The organism is Kribbella sp. NBC_00662 (genome assembly GCF_041430295.1).
Lineage (GTDB): Bacteria > Actinomycetota > Actinomycetes > Propionibacteriales > Kribbellaceae > Kribbella.
In genome coordinates this window covers 272,066-289,166 of record NZ_CP109029.1, presented here as the reverse complement: position 1 = coordinate 289,166, position 17,101 = coordinate 272,066, and the positions used below count along the sequence as shown (strand labels likewise).

The 17,101-nt window shown below is 67.4% G+C and carries 18 protein-coding genes and 1 tRNA gene; 8 read left to right on the top strand and 11 right to left on the bottom strand.

Annotated features, from left to right (window positions below; translation table 11 throughout):
- Positions 1-120: 120 nt before the first annotated feature.
- Complete coding sequence (locus OHA10_RS01400; protein ID WP_371404332.1) at positions 121-666, bottom strand: NUDIX hydrolase; 546 nt, start codon at positions 664-666, stop codon at positions 121-123.
- A 30-nt stretch (positions 667-696) separates the two neighbouring features.
- Positions 697-2,013, bottom strand: coding sequence for a zinc-dependent metalloprotease (locus OHA10_RS01395; RefSeq protein ID WP_371404330.1), 1,317 nt, complete (start codon positions 2,011-2,013; stop codon positions 697-699).
- A 285-nt stretch (positions 2,014-2,298) separates the two neighbouring features.
- Between OHA10_RS01395 and OHA10_RS01390 the strand changes: the two genes are divergently transcribed.
- The 5 genes from OHA10_RS01390 to OHA10_RS01370 are packed head-to-tail and all read left to right on the top strand — an operon-like array spanning position 2,299 to position 7,709.
- A complete protein-coding gene (locus OHA10_RS01390; protein WP_371404329.1) occupies positions 2,299-2,724 on the top strand; it encodes a molybdenum cofactor biosynthesis protein MoaE in 426 nt (141 codons plus the stop codon).
- A gap of 30 nt (positions 2,725-2,754) precedes the next feature.
- On the top strand, positions 2,755-3,006 hold the full coding sequence (locus tag OHA10_RS01385) for a hypothetical protein (protein WP_371404328.1): 252 nt from the start codon (positions 2,755-2,757) through the stop codon (positions 3,004-3,006).
- On the top strand, positions 3,003-4,037 hold the full coding sequence (locus OHA10_RS01380; RefSeq protein WP_371404326.1) for a PDZ domain-containing protein: 1,035 nt from the start codon (positions 3,003-3,005) through the stop codon (positions 4,035-4,037). Before OHA10_RS01385 ends, OHA10_RS01380 begins: the two co-directional genes overlap by 4 nt.
- 46 nt (positions 4,038-4,083) lie before the next feature.
- Entirely contained in the window at positions 4,084-4,701 is a 618-nt protein-coding gene (locus OHA10_RS01375; RefSeq protein WP_371404325.1) for a PPA1309 family protein, read from the top strand.
- Entirely contained in the window at positions 4,698-7,709 is a 3,012-nt protein-coding gene (locus OHA10_RS01370; RefSeq protein WP_371404324.1) for a UPF0182 family protein, read from the top strand. Before OHA10_RS01375 ends, OHA10_RS01370 begins: the two co-directional genes overlap by 4 nt.
- Before the next feature lie 90 nt (positions 7,710-7,799).
- Here OHA10_RS01370 and OHA10_RS01365 read toward each other — a convergent pair whose 3' ends face one another.
- Both OHA10_RS01365 and OHA10_RS01360 read right to left on the bottom strand, forming a co-directional pair.
- Positions 7,800-8,192: a hypothetical protein gene (locus OHA10_RS01365; RefSeq protein ID WP_371404323.1), complete on the bottom strand. Its 393-nt coding sequence runs from the start codon at positions 8,190-8,192 to the stop codon at positions 7,800-7,802.
- Positions 8,193-8,485: 293 nt separating this feature from the next.
- Positions 8,486-9,451 carry a GNAT family N-acetyltransferase gene (locus OHA10_RS01360; RefSeq protein WP_371404322.1) on the bottom strand — a complete coding sequence of 322 codons (966 nt, stop codon included), beginning with the start codon at positions 9,449-9,451 and terminating at the stop codon, positions 8,486-8,488.
- Between the two features lie 104 nt (positions 9,452-9,555).
- On the opposite strand from OHA10_RS01360, the gene OHA10_RS01355 reads away from it, so the two are divergent.
- Positions 9,556-9,632: transfer RNA gene (locus OHA10_RS01355), tRNA-Met, on the top strand.
- Positions 9,633-9,678: 46 nt separating this feature from the next.
- Here OHA10_RS01355 and OHA10_RS01350 read toward each other — a convergent pair.
- The gene (locus OHA10_RS01350) at positions 9,679-10,731 is read right to left on the bottom strand and encodes a zinc-dependent alcohol dehydrogenase family protein (protein ID WP_371404321.1); all 1,053 of its coding nucleotides are present in this window, start codon (positions 10,729-10,731) and stop codon (positions 9,679-9,681) included.
- Positions 10,732-10,941: 210 nt separating this feature from the next.
- Between OHA10_RS01350 and OHA10_RS01345 the strand changes: the two genes are divergently transcribed.
- Entirely contained in the window at positions 10,942-11,580 is a 639-nt protein-coding gene (locus OHA10_RS01345; protein ID WP_371404320.1) for a GPR1/FUN34/YaaH family transporter, read from the top strand.
- A gap of 50 nt (positions 11,581-11,630) precedes the next feature.
- On the opposite strand, the gene OHA10_RS01340 is transcribed toward OHA10_RS01345, so the two are convergent.
- From OHA10_RS01340 to OHA10_RS01325, 4 genes are all read right to left on the bottom strand, one after another.
- Positions 11,631-11,954, bottom strand: a complete 324-nt coding sequence (locus OHA10_RS01340; RefSeq protein WP_371404319.1) for a putative quinol monooxygenase — start codon at positions 11,952-11,954, stop codon at positions 11,631-11,633.
- Positions 11,955-12,099: 145 nt separating this feature from the next.
- The gene (locus OHA10_RS01335; RefSeq protein WP_371404318.1) at positions 12,100-12,297 is read right to left on the bottom strand and encodes a hypothetical protein; all 198 of its coding nucleotides are present in this window, start codon (positions 12,295-12,297) and stop codon (positions 12,100-12,102) included.
- Between the two features lie 245 nt (positions 12,298-12,542).
- Complete coding sequence (locus OHA10_RS01330; protein WP_371404317.1) at positions 12,543-13,316, bottom strand: ABC transporter permease; 774 nt, start codon at positions 13,314-13,316, stop codon at positions 12,543-12,545.
- A gap of 11 nt (positions 13,317-13,327) precedes the next feature.
- Positions 13,328-14,227, bottom strand: a complete 900-nt coding sequence (locus OHA10_RS01325; protein ID WP_371404316.1) for an ATP-binding cassette domain-containing protein — start codon at positions 14,225-14,227, stop codon at positions 13,328-13,330.
- Positions 14,228-14,309: 82 nt separating this feature from the next.
- Here OHA10_RS01325 and OHA10_RS01320 point away from each other — a divergent pair, with 82 nt between their 5' ends.
- Positions 14,310-15,059 carry a TetR/AcrR family transcriptional regulator gene (locus tag OHA10_RS01320; RefSeq protein ID WP_371404315.1) on the top strand — a complete coding sequence of 250 codons (750 nt, stop codon included), beginning with the start codon at positions 14,310-14,312 and terminating at the stop codon, positions 15,057-15,059.
- Here the strand turns inward: OHA10_RS01320 and OHA10_RS01315 are convergent.
- Both OHA10_RS01315 and OHA10_RS01310 read right to left on the bottom strand, forming a co-directional pair.
- Positions 15,046-15,675 (bottom strand): nucleoside/nucleotide kinase family protein, encoded by a 630-nt coding sequence (locus OHA10_RS01315; protein ID WP_371404314.1) that lies wholly within the window; start codon positions 15,673-15,675, stop codon positions 15,046-15,048. The genes OHA10_RS01320 and OHA10_RS01315 overlap by 14 nt on opposite strands.
- A gap of 9 nt (positions 15,676-15,684) precedes the next feature.
- Entirely contained in the window at positions 15,685-17,031 is a 1,347-nt protein-coding gene (locus OHA10_RS01310; RefSeq protein WP_371404313.1) for an FAD-dependent monooxygenase, read from the bottom strand.
- Positions 17,032-17,101 lie beyond the last annotated feature (70 nt).

Genomic DNA, 17,101 nt, shown 5'->3' with positions numbered 1-17,101 from the left:
CTTGAGTTGCACCCTCTCGGCACCGAGCTGCGAAGTATCTGGCCCGCGACGGGTGCTGTGAACCGTCGGGCCCGCGGCGGGTGCTCTGAACCGTCGGCCTGCGGCAGGTGCCCGCGACCTTCAGGCTCGGGAGAGTTGTTGGCGGGCTCGGGACGCGAGTTCCTGGACCGACGGATCTGTGTCTGCCGGGAGTCCATCGAGTGGGAACCAGGCGAGGTCGTGTGACTCCTCGCTCACGACGTACTCCGTGCCGGCCGTCGCGGTGACGAGGAACTGGACGTCGAGGTGATACGCCCCGGCGCACCCTCCACCGAGAAGCAGATGCCGCGAGAGCTGCAGCGGCTGAGGACCGATCGTCAGACCGGTCAGCCCTGACTCCTCCGTCGCTTCCCGCAGTGCTGCACCCGACAGCGTCGTGTCGCCGGCCTCGCAGTGCCCGCCGAGCTGAAGCCATCGCCCAACGGTCTTGTGAAGCGTGAGCAGGGTCTGCTCGCCCGCGCCGTCGACCACCAACGCACTAGCCGTCACATGCTCCGGCCGGCAGCTCCGCCACATGCCATCCGGGTGCGCCGCGAGGTGCCGCAGGTAGTGCGCCCGCAGCTTCTCCTGCTCCGCGTCGGGCGCACTCCAGCCTTCCAAGACCTCAACCGCATTCCCAAGAAGCACCCGGCAAGTCTCCCCGTCACCCGGGAAGGACTACTTGGCGGGGTTGTCGCCGTCGTCGTCCGAGGTGGGGTCGGTCGGCTTGTCTTCCTCGGCGAGGAAGTCGGCGATGTCGATGTCGGAGAGCTCGCCCGCGTGCTGCGCGAACCCGATGGGGTCATCGAGGTCAGCAGTGCTCGGCATCAGGTCAGGGTGGGACCACAGGTTGTCGCGACCTTCAACCCCGCGGGCGTCCCGAACGGCTGCCCACAGGTTCGCAGCGTCGCGCAGGCGCCGCGGACGCAACTGAAGACCGACGAGAGTCGCGAACGTCTGCTCGGCCGGACCGCCGGCAGCCCGACGACGCCGTACCGTCTCGGAGAGCTGGATCGCGGCCGGCATCCGGTCCTTGGTGGCCTCGCGTACGACGTCGTCCACCCAACCCTCGACCAACGCGAGCGTCGTCTCGAGCCGGACGAGCGCCGCCTTCTGCTGCTCGGAGTCCTCGGGCTCGAACAGGCCGCCCGCAAGCGCCTCCTGCATGGCCTCCGGGTTCTGCGGGTCGATGTCGGCCATCGCGCGCTCGATCTTGCCGGTGTCGACCTCGATACCCGCTGCGTAGTCGGCGACCGCGGCGAGGAGGTGCTGCTTCAGCCACGGCACACCCGCGTACAGCCGCTGGTGCGCCACCTCGCGCAGCGCCAGATACAGCCGAACGTCCTCGTCGGTCAGCCCGAGCCCTTCGGCGAACTTCGCGACGTTGTCGGGCAGCAGGATCGCCTGGCCGGTCGGCCCGAGCGGCAGCCCGATGTCGGACGAGCTCACGACCTCGCTGGCAAGCTCCCCGAGCCCCTGGCCGACCTGCGCACCGAAGACAGAGCCGCCGAGCTGCCGCAGCATCCCGGCCATCGGGCCCGCGAACTGCTGCGCCTCGGCGGGCAGCGCGTTGCCCATCGCGCCCGCGACGTGCTCAGCAACCGGGTCGACGACCGTCTGCCACACCGGCAGTGTGTTCTCGACCCACTCGGCGCGGCTCCAGGCCGCGGAGGTGGCCGACACCTCGGGCAGCGTGGTCGCCTCGTCCAGCCAGTGCTCGGCGAGCCGGACCGCGTCGGCGACGCGATCGCCGTCGGCGGACGTCATCGACCGGTCGCCGGCCGTGGCGACGGTCTTGCGGGCGATGTCCTTGGCCAGGTCCCAGTTCACCGGCTTGCCGTCGGTCGAACCGCTCAGCAATTGCTGGACCTGGGCGAAGATCGCGTTCAGGTCCGGGGTGCCGCCCGCGCCGGCCGCACCGGAGAACTGCTGGAACATGGCCTCGAACGGCGTTCCCTTGAACGGGTTGTCCGGGTTGTCCGGTTCGTCGCTCATCGGAGGGCCTTCCTGTGCGGGTGGGGCGTACAACTCCAACGTACTGGTTCCGTCCATCAGTTCCTCCACCGGCGAACGCATCACCGCCCGTGTTCGCCGGTAGGTGAGGAAGGCAACAGTCTCTCCCGGTGCCCGGCGAGCCACACACCGCAGCCTCCGGTACGCCGGAACGCGGGAAAGAAGGGGAGGGGATGTGTGGACAGGGGCGGCCGGGAGGGAGAATTGCGCGACGGGGGATGGGATTGTGTGCAGGAGAGCGCGGGGACCGGCGGGAATGAGGAGCGGATGAGCGACGCGATCAGGCTGCTGGACATACGGGAGAGCCCGTTGTCCAGCGACGAGGTGCTGGCTGCTGTCGCTGATCCGACGGCGGGCGGGACCGCGGTTTTCATCGGCACTGTGCGCAACCACGACCACGAGAAGCCGGTCGACAAACTGGCCTACGAGGCGCATCCCGACGCTCTGGAGCACCTGCGGAAGGTTGCGGAGCGTATCTGTGACGACCCGGCGGTGACCGCGTTGGCGGCGGTGCACCGGACCGGCGACCTGAAGATCGGAGACGCGGCCGTCATCGTCGCAGTGGCGGCATCGCACCGGGATGTCGCGTTCGCCGCGTGCCGGCGGCTGATCGACGACCTGAAGGCCGAGGTCCCGATTTGGAAACACCAGCACTTCATCGACGGTGGCAGCGAGTGGGTCGGCGCTCACTGACCCGTACGCTGGGCCCATGAAGGTGGCCGGATGAAGGTTTTGGCGTGGCTGGCGTTCCCGCTGATCGCCACGCTGCTGGCGATGTGCTGGGCCGCCTGGCGCGGCTGGCGCAGCCGTGAGCGGCCCCGGTCCGGCGGCGCCTTCGCCTCGGTCGAGGACTTCCGCCGCTTCAACGCCGCGATCGCCGCGCCCGGACCGCGGGCCACTCCGGAACGTCGCCGGCGCCTGGGTCGTCGTAATCATCAACAGGCCACCACCAAGATCGCAGGGCAGGGTTCGTGACACGTCGTACCGCCACATTGGTCACCTCGATCGTCGTGCTTCTGGTCTCGCTCGGGCTGGTGACCGCGTTCCCGGTGCCGTTCGTCTCGTTCAGCCCCGGTCCGGTCAAGGACACGCTGGGGTCGGCGAAGAACAAGCCCGTCATCGAGATCACCGGGCACGAGACGTTCCCGACCTCCGGCCAGCTGGACCTGACCACGGTGTCCGTGACCTCGCCGGACCGCCAGCTGACCCTGCCGCAGGCGATGCGCAACTGGCTCGACCCGCACCACGACCTGTTCCCGCGCGACATCATCTATCCGCCGGACCAGAGCGCCGACCAGGTCCAGCAGCAGAACACCGCCGAGATGACCGGCTCGCAGGACAGCGCGGTCGCGGCGGCGCTGCAGGCGGCGAAGGTCCCGTTCCACACCAAGGTGTCGACGGTCGCGGACAAGTCCCCGGCCGAGGGCAAGCTGAAGCCCGGCGACATCATCCTCGCTGTCGACGGCCAGACGGTGACGCAGGTCCCGCAGGTCGGTGACTTCGTCCGCAAGCACAAGGTCGGCGAGAACGTCGTCTTCCTGATCCGCCGTGGCACCGAGGAGCAGACGGTCCAGCTGAAGACCGCCGCGACTCCGGGTGACGCGACCCGCCCGATGGTCGGGATCACGATCGGCGTCGAGTCGCAGGTCAAGGTCACGGTCAACCTCGGCCAGGACATCGGCGGCCCGAGCGCCGGTACGGCGTTCGCCCTCGCCATCTACGACAAGTTGACTCCCGGCGCCCTGCTGGACGGCAAGCACGTCGCCGGCACGGGCACGATCGACGCGCTCGGCGAGGTCGGCGCGATCGGCGGCATCCAGCAGAAGATCGCCGGCGCCCGGAACGACGGCGCCACGGTCTTCCTGGTCCCGGCGCCGAACTGCGAAGCCGCTCTGCACGCCGACGTGAAGGACATCCAGCTGGTGAAGATCAGCACCCTGACAGGTGCGATCAGCGCATTGCAGGCTGTCGCCAGCGGCAAGGGAGATGTCCCGTCGTGCAGTTGATGAGCGCCCCGTACGTCCGCGTGACCCGAAGGGAAGACCTGCCGGCATGGAATCCGTAGGCACGCTGCCTCCTGACGCGCTCAACCGCGCGGTGATCGAGATCGAGAAGCACGTGAGCAGCGCGGGCTGGGACCAGCCCGCGCAACTGTTCGCGCTGGTCCCGACCGAGGAACTGCTCCGCGCCGAACCGCAGCTGGCCGCGCAGCTCGGCGCCGATGACGCCTCCCAGCCGCTCACCCCGGTCGCCCAGGGGGAGCTTCCCGGCGGTCTCGAGGACGACAACCTGGCCGACGCGCTCGGCCGGATCGAATGGCCCGACGGAGTCGCCGGCTGTGCGCTGGCGATCGAGCGGATCGTGCTCCCGGCGTCGGCCGAGGCCGGTCTGTCCAACGTCGAGTCCGACTCCCAACTGGCCCAGCTGGCCGGCAGCGATCCGCGCCGGCACGAGGTCCGGATGGTCGCGGCGGTGCTCCGCGACGGCGGGCGGTTCGGCGCCGTCCGGCTCCGTGAGCACGACGAGGACAGTGCGGTGCTTGCCGGCGCCGACTTGGTCCCCACGCTGTGCGAAGTACTGTCTTTGACATTCGAACCTTCGGTCGGCAGCCGGCCGGCCGATGGTCCGGGGGTCGATGGCATGAGCGACGACGAGGAGAAGCGACGATGAGCGACGGCGTCTACGACATGCCGGAGGAGCCGCCGGCCCGCAGATCGCGGCGAACAGGCGGACGTCCTCGGGCCCTGCTGCCGACGATCGCAACCCTGATCGTCCTTCTGATCCTCTTCAGCGTCTTCACCGACGTCTGGACCCAGAGGCTCTGGTACCGCTCGGTCGACCTGGGCTCGGTCTTCAGCACCGTGCTCGGCACCCGGGTGCTGCTGTTCGTGATCGTCGGCCTGCTGATGGCGGCCGCGGTCGTCGCGAACATCATCGTCGCGTTCCGCACCCGTCCCCGCGTCGCGCTGGCGCCCTCGCCGAGCCCCGGCTTCGAGCGGTACGGCGACCTGCTGCAGCAGCACGGGAAGATCGCGGTCGGAGTGGTCGCGACCCTCATGCTGGTCTTCGGCGGCTCGGCCGCGTCGGGGGAGTGGAAGGTCTTCCTCGCCTGGAAGAACCGGACGCCCTTCGGTGTCACCGACAAACACTTCAACAAGGACATCGCGTTCTTCGTCTTCGACTACCCGTGGCTGCGCGTGCTGCTCGGCTTCGGCTACTCGATCGTCCTGCTGTCGCTGGTCGCGGCGATCATCACGCACTACCTGTACGGCGGTTTCCGCCCGTCCGCGAAGGGGCAGAAGGCCTCCGGCGCGGCACAGGTGCAGTTCTCCGTGCTGCTCGGCCTGCTCGTGCTTCTCAAGGCCTTCAGCTACTGGCTGGACCGCTTCGGCCTCACAACGTCGGACAGTCGGCTCTTCACCGGTATCTCCTACACCGGCGACAACGCGGTCCTGCCCAGCAAAGAGATCCTGGCTGTCATCGCAGTCCTGTGTGCCTGTCTGTTCTTCGCCAATGTGGTCCGTCGGACCTGGCTGCTGCCCGGTGTCGGCACCGTCGTGCTGATCCTGTCGGCGATCCTCCTCGGCGCTCTCTGGCCCGCCGCGCTCCAGCAGTTGCGGGTGCGGCCGAGCGAGCCGGTGAAGGAAGGGCCTTACATCACCAAGAACATCGAGGCCACGCGTGACGCCTACGGCCTCGCGGGGACCGAGGTGACCGACTACCAGGCCAAGACGACGGCCACGCCGACCGAACTCCTCCAGGACACCGAGGTGCTGCCCGGCATCCGGCTGATCGACCCGAGCGTGGTCGGGCCGACCTTCGAGCAACTCCAGCAGGTGCGGGGGTTCTACTCGTTCCCGACCGATCTGGATGTCGACCGGTACAAGATCGGCGACAAGGTCAACGACACCGTCATCGCGGTCCGCGAGGTCCAGGTCGACCGGCTGCCGGCCGGCCAGCGCAACTGGAACAACGACCACACGGTCTACACCCACGGATACGGCGTCGTCGCCGCGAACGGCAACCAGCGCGCCGCGGACGGTACGCCGGTCTTTACCGAGAAGGACCTCCCGCCGACCGGTCAGCTGGGTGACTACGAGCCGCGGATCTACTTCGGCGAGCAGTCCCCGGACTACTCGATCGTCGGCGGTCCGGAGGGCGGTCAGCCGGTCGAGCTCGACACACCGGAAGGTAAGACCGGCGGCGACCCCACGCTGAACACCTACCACGGCAAGGGCGGTGTCTCGATCGGGTCGTTCGGCAACCGGTTGCTCTACGCAACCAAGTTCCGGGACGCGAACATCCTGCTGTCGAGCCGGGTGAACCCGGACTCGAAGATCCTCTACGACCGCACCCCGCGCGAGCGGGTCGAGAAGGCGGCCCCGTGGCTGACGCCGGACGGTGACCCGTACCCGGCGATCGTCGACGGCCAGGTGGTGTGGATCGTCGACGGCTACACCACCTCGGACAACTACCCGTACTCCGAGAAGGTCGCCCTGGACGTCAGCACCCGGGACACCACCACCGGCCGCGGGACGATCGCGCAGCAGCCGAGCGAGAAGATCAACTACATCCGCAACTCGGTCAAGGCCGTGGTCAACGCCTACGACGGCTCGGTCGAGCTGTACGCGTGGGACGAGAGCGACCCGGTCCTGAAGACCTGGATGAAGGCCTTCCCCGGCACGGTCAAGCCGAAGTCCGCGATTTCGCCGGACCTGATGGCTCACCTCCGCTACCCGGAGGACATGTTCAAGGTGCAGCGTGACCTGCTGGCGAAGTACCACGTCACCGATGCCGGCACCTGGTACCAGAACAGCGACCTGTGGCGCGTGCCGGACGACCCGACCGCGGTCTCGTCCGGCGGCGACTCCTCGACGCATATCAGCCAGCCTCCGTTCTATCTCTCGTTGCGGATGCCCGATCAGACCGAACCGAAGTTCTCACTGACGTCGGTGTACGTGCCGAACGCCGAACGTGAGAACCTCACTGCCTTCATGGCCGTCGATTCCGAGGCGACATCCCCGGACTACGGCAAGTTCCGAATACTGCGATTGCCCGGCAACCTGCAGATCCCTGGTCCGGGGCAGGTCTACAACAAGTTCCAGACCGACGAAGGCATCAGACAGGCGCTGCTCCCGATCAACCAGCCGAGCAGCGGCGCCAGAGCGCAGTACGGCAACCTGCTGACGCTGCCGCTCGGTGGTGGTCTGCTCTATGTGCAGCCGGTCTATTCGGTGCGGACGAGCGGGCCCGGTAGCTATCCGGTCCTGCGATACGTCCTGGTGTCCTTCGGCGATGGCGTCGCCTACGGCTCGACGCTCCAGGAAGCCCTGAACAAGGTCTTCAACACCAGCGTCGACACAGGCGAGCAACCGCCAGGCACCAAGACGCCACCGGCGAACCAGCCGAACCAGACGGTCAAGCAGGCGCTGGCGGACGCGCAGGAGGCCTACAACCGCGCGCAGGATGCCCTCAAGAAGGGCGATCTCGCGGGCTACCAGGCCAACGTCAACCAGATGAAGACAGCGCTCGACAAGGCTGCGGCAGCTGCCACAGCTGCCGCAGCCGCAACGAGCCCGACACCGACGCCCACCACGAAGCCGTCCGGCAGCCCGTCGACTCCGGCGTCTCCACCGGCGTCGACGCCGACTAGCCCGCCGACTTCGCCGTCAGGCTGAGCCACACGGCTGCTACCCCCGGGGCGGCGACACCGACACCAGTCGGCGTCGCCGCCCCGTTCCGTTGCCGGCAGCCTGTTGCCTAGGGCATCAGGTGGTGGACTCGGGGTGGAAGCCGGCCGCGGTGTCGAGCGCGTCCTCGTCGGTGAAGCGCTCGTGGTCGATCGTCACCTCGGCGGCGACGCCCGGCGCGATGAAGTAGAACACCTCGTCGCCGGAGAAGAGACCGTCGTACCCGCCGACCTTCACCGGGGTCAGCTGCCAGGATCCCGGCTCCCTCTCCTCGTACTCGACCAGGAAGTCCTTCAGGGCCTCCAGATCAGTGAGCTTCTCGCCGCGGATCGTCTTCACGGTGAGGTCGACCTTGTACGCCCCGTCCGGGTCCGGGCCGGTCTCCCAGACCCGGCTGTGGAAGGACACGTCCTCCCACTCGTACTCGAAATCGCTCGGTGTGCCGATGCCGTCGGGAAGGTTCTCGATCACGAAGCCGTCCAAGGTGCCAGCCCTTTGCTCGATCGATGGGGATGCCGCTGAATACGTCGAGGTTGCTGAGGCAGGAACGGTCGCCGAGAGCCCGAGTGAGGCCAGGACGACCGCGCTCCCGATTACGATACGACGGGCGGACGGCACGACTCGGGAGCGAAGCGGTGGACGCGACATGACTGCCTCCTGGGGAAGGGGGCGCCTCGCCTGCTGCGAGACGCCTTACGCCCAAGAAGATGCAGTGATCGGCACGTGTCAGGACACGCGAATTCGATCCTGTGGACAACCGGGGATCAGTGTCCGATCAGCCGGTGCAACCGGTGGAACGTCTGCCGGAACCCGAGCCGCGGCCACGTGCGCGACGACAACAGGTTCGTCACCCGCCAGTCGGTCACGACCGACGTGTAGCCGGTGTCGGCCGACCACTGCAGCACGGTCTCGCCCAGCGCACGTCCGGCGCCGAGCCCACGTGCTGACGGCAGTACGGCGGCGAATCCGAGGAAGCCGGCGTTGTCCGGTTTGGCCAGCCCATTGTGCGCGCTCGATTTGTCCAGCGAACAACCGACCGCGGACCCGATGACCTGACCGTTGTACTCGGCAACGAAGGTCGCATAGTCCTGGTCGTCGATCGACTCCTCCCAGTCGGCCACCGCCTCCTCAAGCGTCGGGATCCCACCGGACGAGAACACCGGCGACAAGCCCTGGTGCTGAGGCAGCACGAGATCGAGCTCGGCGAGTACCGGGATGTCCGCGCGGGCAGCACGACGTACGGCGAGATCGGGGGCCGGGGGCAACGGCGTATCGGGCACCGGGCGGACCGCGTGCGCGTGCTGCGAGCCGAAGGCGAGGCGGAACCAGGCATCGATCAGCTCGGCGTCGTCGGGCACGAGCACGTAGTGCGCGATGCGGCCGTCGTCGACCCATTGCTGGGCGGCAGCGCCGTACAGGTCGCGAATGTGCTCCGGCTCGCGGACGGCATGACCGGCCGCCTCGACCCAGATGTTCGGACCCCAGACGGCCGACGGCTTGGGCGCGGCGAGCAGGTAGCCGGTGACTTCGTCGCCCTCGATCATGACCGAGCCGGACGCGCCCTCGCTCTCCCAGGCCGCGGTCACCTCGACCAGAGCAAGCCGCTCGTCTTCGTAGTCCGCCGGAAGCAAAGGGTGACGCTTGCGGTGCGCCCGATGCCGCTGGGCGAGCAGACTGGCGGCGGCTGCCAGATCCGCCTCCTCGAACGGACGGATGACGTGTCGGGACATATTCGGAAGGTACGCCGATCCGCCCCCGCCGAACACAGGATTTCGGCACACCGGGAACCGATTTGGTTGCTCAGCCCCGATCCTCTAAACTAAAGACACAACGGCGCGGGGTGGAGCAGCTCGGTAGCTCGCTGGGCTCATAACCCAGAGGTCGCAGGTTCAAATCCTGCCCCCGCTACCACAGAAGGCCCGGACCATCAGGTCCGGGCCTTCGCCTTTGTTTGGGGTCACTGCTTGATGATGACCTTGAGGGCTTCTTGTTCGGCGGCGTTGGTGAAGGTGTCGTACGCCTGGTCGAACTGGTCGAAGGTGAAGTGGTGGGTGATGAACTTCTCGGGGGCGATGGCGCCCTTCTTGATGTCTTCGAGGAGTTCGGGGGCCGTGATGGCGTTCACCAGGCCGGTGGTGATGGTGAGGTTGTTGATCCAGTGCCGTTCGATCGGGAACTGCACGCTCTCGCCGTGGACGCCGACATTGGCGACGTGACCGCCGGGGCGGACCGACTCGAGGGCGGTGCCGAAGGTTCCGGGGAGGCCGACTGCCTCGATCGCGACGTCTACGCCGAGTCCGTCGGAACTGAGCTCGCGTAGCGCTGCCGCGACGTCCTGACCGGAGCTGACTTCGAGGGTCTCGGTCGCACCGAAATCGCGCGACTGATCGAGCCGGAACTTGTTGGTGTCGACGGCGATGACGGCCGACGCGCCGGCTGTGCTGGCGGTCATGATCGCGGCGAGCCCGACAGGCCCGGCGCCGATGACCGCGACGACGTCCCCGGCCTTGACGGCGCCGTTGAGGACACCGATCTCGTAGCCGGTGGGAAGGATGTCGCTCAGCATCGTGCCCGCTTCGGCCGAGACTCCCTCAGGCAGCGGGATCAGGCCGTTGTCGGCGTACGGCACGCGTGCGTACTCCGCCTGGGTCCCGTCGATGAGGTGACCGAAGATCCAGCCGATGCCGCCGAGCGTCTTACAGTGCGAGGGCAGGCCGGCCTTGCAGTAGTCACACGTCCCACACTTGCTGATGCAAGAGATGATGACGCGGTCGCCGACCTTCACGTTCTTGCAGCCGGAGCCGACCTCGGTGACGACGCCGACGCCCTCATGGCCGAGGATCCGGCCGTCGGTGACGGCGGGGACATCGCCCTTCAGGATGTGCAGGTCGGTGCCGCAGATGGTGGTGGCCTCGACCTGGACGATCGCGTCGGTCGGGTCCTTGATCGCGGGGTCGGGGACCTCTTCCCATGCCTTCTGGCCAGGTCCGTGGTACACGAGAGCCTTCATCGGTACTCCGTTCTCATCGGCCACGCGGGTGACTCGATCGGCACCAAGGGCGCGCACCGGTACCTAACGGATGGTCACATCGCGGCAGCACGGCGCTGATCTCATCTTGAGACAGCCCCGCTGAGCGGCCTCTCAAATCGAGACATACCGGACGGCAGCGGGTGGTGAGACTGATCACAGCCGGGGACGCACCCCGGAAAGGAGCTCGCCATGACGACTATCGATGCCGATGCCCACAGCCTCCAAGAACAACTACCTGCCGAGGCCGCCCCGGCTGTGACCGGAGACCCGGCTCTGATCGGTCTGCCAAGCTTCATCGTCGGATCGGTCGCGCTCGGTCTCGTGCTTGTCGGCTACGTGACTGCTGCGGGAGTCGGGGCCTCGCTCCCGATCATCGTGGCGGCCACCAGCGTGGGTCTGCTGGTCGCGGCAATCTGGTCGGCGGCTCTCGGGCAGAGCGCCGTGGCGGGAGTGTTCGGCATCTTCGCCGGGTTCTGGCTCAGCTACGCCACGCTCGTACTCGGACTGACGCACAACTGGTTTGCGATCGCCGCCGGGGATGCACTTCATACCCAGGGTCTCTACGTGATCTCCTGGCTGGTCGTGATCGGGATGCTGACCCTGGCCACACTCCGCCTGCCGATGGCGTACACGGTGCTGTTCGCGCTGATCGAACTCGCCTTGGTGCTGGTCCTGATCGGCACGCTGCAGCAATCAACGGGCACGCTGAAGGTCGCCGGCGTGGTGGTGTTCGTGTTCGCCGCGGTCGGTGTCTACCTGTTCTTCAGTTCGGCCTCGCAAGCGACAGGTGGCAAGGCGTTTCCGCTGGGACAGGCGCTGGTCCGCTGACCTCTCCCCGTATGAGTCACCGAGTCGATCACCCATGCGGGGACGGCAGGTTATTTGACGGCGAGTTCGCCGAGCTCGGACCAGTCGTTCTGGGGAAGTTTGAAGTTGACGATGCGCGGCGTCTCGACCAGGTGCGGAGGTAGGTGTTCCTGGGCCGCCTTGAAGTGGGCGGACGTGACGTGGTGGGTGGCGGCGTCGTCGTCGGCGAAGGCCTCGACCAGCACGTACTCGTTGGCGTCGTCGAGCGAGCGGGACCAGTCGAACCACAGGCAGCCGGACTCGGAGCGGGTCGCCGAGGTGAAGTCGGCGGTGATGGACGGCCAGTTGTCGGCGTGTTCAGGCTTCACCCGGAACTTGGCGGTGATGAAGATCATCAGGCTTCCTCCGCTGGATCGATGGGACCGGGACCGATGCTAGCGGTCGCGACCCTGGTGAGCGGTCGCAATCTGAGATGACAAAAGCCGCTGTCCGCCTCTGGTGGAGAGGCAGGCAGCGGCTCGAGCGGCCTGGGACAGGTGGTCAGGCTGCTTGCAGAGCGCGGTTCCGGGCGGCCCAGACGGCTCGCCGCAGCTGCGCTTTGTCCGGATAGCCGGCTTCTCGACCGACCGCGTAGACGTCGTGGTTGCGCATCTTGACCATGCCGGCGACGTACCAGACCGGGCTGCCCTCGGCCAGCATGCTGATGATCATGTTCCGGGTGTCGGTGGTGATGTTCATTCTGACCCTCTCCCTTGGTCGCTCTTACTGATACGTCGGACAAGGTGGGCCGGATTCGACACCGTCGCCAAGAAAAAATCCGGAAAACAAAGCGCCCCGATCAGTGATCGGGGCGCTCGTCCGTGTGGGTCCCGGGGGGAGTGGGACCACCACACGTTGGGGGGGACTTTGACGTTAACGCGACCAAGGGGTCACGCCTGGTCGTTTCACCGCGAAACCTTCGCCGAACGGTCCGAGTCCTGCGCTCAGCGGCTGTTGCGTCTGCGGTACAGCGAGGTCGCCAGCACAACCGAGAACAGGAGCAGACCGGAACACCATGCCAGAGCGAGCCGACCGCTGTCGCCCATCGGTGTCCCGATCAGCAGACTGCGGATCGTTTCGATGACCGGGGTGATCGGTTGGTGCTCGCTGACCGGCTGCAGCCACGACGGCATCGACTCCGGCGGCACGAACGCGCTACTCAGGTACGGCAGGAACAGCATGAAGAAGCTGAGAGTGCTGGCCGACTCCACCGACTTGGCGATCACGCCGAGCCCAGCAGCCAGCCAGGACAGCGCGACGACGTACAGCAGTAGTAGACCGACAGCCGCGAGCCAGTCGACCACTCCGCCACCAGGGCGGAACCCCATGGCCAGTGAGGCGAGGATGACGATCGCCGTCGATGCCGCGTTGCGCGCCACACTCGCGACCACATGTCCGGTGAGCACGGCGAAGCTGTGGATGGGCAGTGACCGCAGCCGGTCGATCATCCCGCTGTTCATGTCGTCGGCGACCACCATCGCCGTCGACGCGGCGCCGTACCCGGTGGTGAGCAGCAGGATCCCTGGTACGACGTAGTTGACGTACTCCGTCCCCGTGTTGATCGCGCCGCCGAACACGTAGACGAACAGCGCCATCATCAGCAACGGCAGCAGGATCGAGGCGAACAACGTGTCGACGTTGCGCCGCGCCAGCCGCACGCTGCGGTCGATCATGGTCGCCGCGTCCGAGCAGGCCGCGACAACTCCCTGGTGTGACATCAGCAAACCCCTCAGGCCGTGAGAGCAAGGAACACGTCGTCGAGCGTCGGCCGGTGCGAGGAGACCCGCTCCGGCTCCAGCCCGTTGTCGCGCAGTACGTCGAGCACGTGGTGCAGGTGGACTGCCGTACCGTCTGACGGCACGTTCAGCACCAGCTCGTCCGCGACCCCGTCCAGTACTCCAGTCGCTTTCAACACCTGTACTTCGTCAGAGAACCGGAGCTCGATCCGCTCCCCACCGATCTGGTTCTTGAGCGCGTCGGCCGTACCACTCGCCACGATCCGACCGTGGTCCAGCAGCACGATCCGGTCGGCCAGCCGGTCCGCTTCTTCCAGGTACTGCGTCGTGAGCAGGATCGTCGTACCGCCGCGGACCAGTTCGACGATCGCGTCCCACATCGCCGAGCGGCTGGCCGGATCGAGTCCGGTCGTCGGCTCGTCCAGGAAGATCACCTGCGGATGAGCGATCAGACTCATCGCGAGGTCGAGCTTCCGTCGCATGCCTCCCGAGTACGTCTTCACGCGCCGGTCCATCGCGTCGGTCAGCCCGAACTGCTCCAGCAGCTCGGCCGTACGACGCTGCGCAGTACGCCGGCCCAGATGCATCAGTCGGCCGACCATCACCAGGTTCTCGCGACCGGTCTGGTTCTCGTCGACCGCGGCGTACTGCCCGGTGAGGCTGATCGCCCCGCGGACCCGGGCCGGCTCGCGGAGTACGTCGTACCCCGCGATCGTCGCCGTACCGGAGTCCGGCTTGGTCAGCGTGGTCAGGATGCGCACCGCCGTGGTCTTGCCGGCGCCGTTCGGCCCGAGCAGGGCGAGCACCGAACCTTCCTCGACGCTCAGGTCGACGCCGGTCAGTACCTCGTTCGCCCCGTACGACTTCCGCAGTCCGGTTGCCTCGATGATCATCGTCCCCTCCTTACTGCGTATTGAATACGCTAAATAGCGTAGCAGGTACGCAGTACTGCGGGGCAAGCCCTAAACTGAGCCGGTGGAGAACGACGAACTGCCGGCCGATGTCGCCGCGATGTGGCGGTTGCGGGAGACGCCGCGGCGCGGGCCGAAGCCGTCGCTGACGCTCGACGACATCGTCGGTGCCGCGATCGAGATCGCCGACGCCGAGGATCTGGCCGCCGTCTCCATGGCTCGCGTCGCGGAGCGCCTCGGTAACTCGACGATGGCGCTCTACCGGCATGTGAAGAGCAAGGACGAGTTGCTCGTGATCATGTCGGACGCCGCGCTCGAGCGTCCGGAGCCGATGCCCGAGGACGTCGACTGGCGGACCGGGCTGACGTTCTGGGCGGACGGCGTACTCACGGCGATCCGGCGGCACCGGTGGTACGCGAAGGTGCCGATCTCGGGTCCGCCGGCCGGCCCGAACAACCTGGCGTGGTTCGACTCCGCGCTCGGCGTACTGAAGGACACCGGTCTGCCGGAGGAGGCGAAGGTCGGTGTCGTGATGGGGCTCATCACGTACGTGCAGGGCGAGATCCGGATGGCGTTCGACCTCGCGGCCGGCTACGCGGACAACCCGGACGCGTTCCAGCGGTTCGGCGCGACGTTGCGGCGGGTTGCGGATCCGCGGGTCTATCCGGCGGTCGCGCGGACGGTCGAGGCCGGTGTGTTCGACGAGGTCGGGAGCTTCGAGGAGGACAACGAGGCCGACTTCGACTTCGGCCTGCAGCTCTACCTGGACGGTGTGGCCGCGTTCATCGAACGGGTGTGCGTCAAGGGTGAATGATCGCGTCGGCTGCCGGTGCGGTGGCGGCGATCAGCTGGGCGTTGCGTTCGTCGGAGCCGTACGTACGCTCGTGTGCTTCCTCGGCTGATCTGCCGAAGGCGCGATGCCGTGCTTCGAGCCGTGCGTGACGCAACCCCTCGGGCACCTCGACGTACCAGCACTGATCGAGCAGAGCGCGGACGGCCGTCCACGGCGACTCGTCGAGGAGCAGGTAATTGCCTTCGGTGAGAACCAAGGTCACCGAAGGTGCGACGCCGATGCTCGCGGCGATCGAGTCCTCGATGCTGCGGTCGAACCGCGGCGCCCAGATCTGCTCGTCCGGCGATTCCTTCAGCCTCTTCAGCAACGCGACGAAGCCGTAGCCGTCGAAGGTGTGCGGCGCGCCCTTCACGTCCGCGAGGCCGAGGTCTTCGAGCACCGACTGCGCGAGGTGGTAGCCGTCCATCGGCACCAATGCGACCTGGTGACCATCCGCGGTCAGCTTCGCGGCGAGTTGCTCGGCGTACGTCGACTTGCCCGCCGCCGGCGCCCCGGTGATCCCCAGGATCTGCCGCCGCCCTCGTGTCGCCAGCTCGACGGCGCGATCGTAGGCAGCGGCCGGATCCTGGGTCTGCATCCGAAAATCCTAAGCGAGGTATCCGTCCGGACGGATCAGGATCTCGTCGCCCGGCTGCGCGTGATAGATCGCCATCGCCTCCGCCGAGGTGATCTCGACAGCGTGCGGGTGGTCCGACGCGGCGGCGGGGGAGAAGCGCAGCAGAGTCTCGTGCGGGCCGCGGAACAGCTCGAAGAGCCGAACTTTGTTGCCTGAGGCATCGATGATCGGTGCGTCCGGAGCGCGGTCGCCGGAGACGAGCGGGCGGGTGTCCGACGGGTCGCGGTACGACACGTCCAGCTGGCGGGTGTTCTCGCCGCGCTCCATCGCCGACTCGTCGCCCTCGACGTGCTTCTGCATCAGCTCCGCACTGATCCCGAGCACCCGCATCGCGTTGGTCCGGCGCTCGGTCTCGTAGGTCGCCAGCACCTCCTCGCGTCCGTCCGCCAGCTTCCAGCCGAGGTTGTACGCGTCCTGGACGCCGGTGTTCAGGCCCTGGCCGCCGGTCGGTGGGTGCACGTGTGCGGCGTCGCCGGCGATGAAGACCCGTCCGACCCGGAACTTCGCGGCCAGGCGTACGTTCGGCCGCCACACGGTCGACCAGGTCAGGTCGCGGAGCTTCGCAGTACCCGCGCCGGCGTACTTGTCGACCAGCGCCTGCAGGCCCTCGATCGAGGTGTCGGCGTCATCGCCGTCGAGCGGTGCGCCGAACTGGAACTGATCGCCGCCACTCAACGGAGTCATCGCGATCCCGGCCATCGGGTTGTCCTTGGTCGCGAACCAGTAGCCGACCTCGTGGTCGAGCCCGTCGGCCGCGACGTCGCCGAGCAGAGTGTGGATCGACTCGTCGGTGGTGCCCTCGAACGCGATCCCCAGTTGCTTGCGGACGAAGCTCCTGCCGCCGTCCGCGCCGACGAGGTAGTCGACCTGGACGGTCTCGCCGGTCGACAGCTCGGCGGTGACCGAGTCGTCGGTCTGGCTGAACCCGACGATCGCGGTGTCCAGTTCGACGCTCACGCCGTACTCCGCGAGCTTGTCGCGCAGGATCTTCTCGGTCCGCGACTGGCCGAGCATCCTGGCGTTCGGGTACGGGATGTCCGGGGTGGGGTCGACCGGCTCGGCCATCCGGCGCTCGCCGACCAGCTCGCCGTCGAGGTAGATCTTCATCAGCGGGATCGCGATGCTCTGTTCGAGCACCTGGTCCAGCACGCCGAGGTCCTCGAACACCTCGAGGGTGCGCGGCTGCAGTCCGTCGCCGCGCGATCCGTTGAAGAACTCGGTCGCCTTGTCGATCACCCGGACCGCGATCCCGCGCTGGGCCAGCTCGATCCCCAGGGTCAGTCCGGTCGGTCCGGCACCCGCGATCAGGGCATTCATAGTGGTCTCCTTGACTGAATCATGATTCACTGAATTCAGATTCAGTGTGACCCTGGCTAAGGTTCGATGT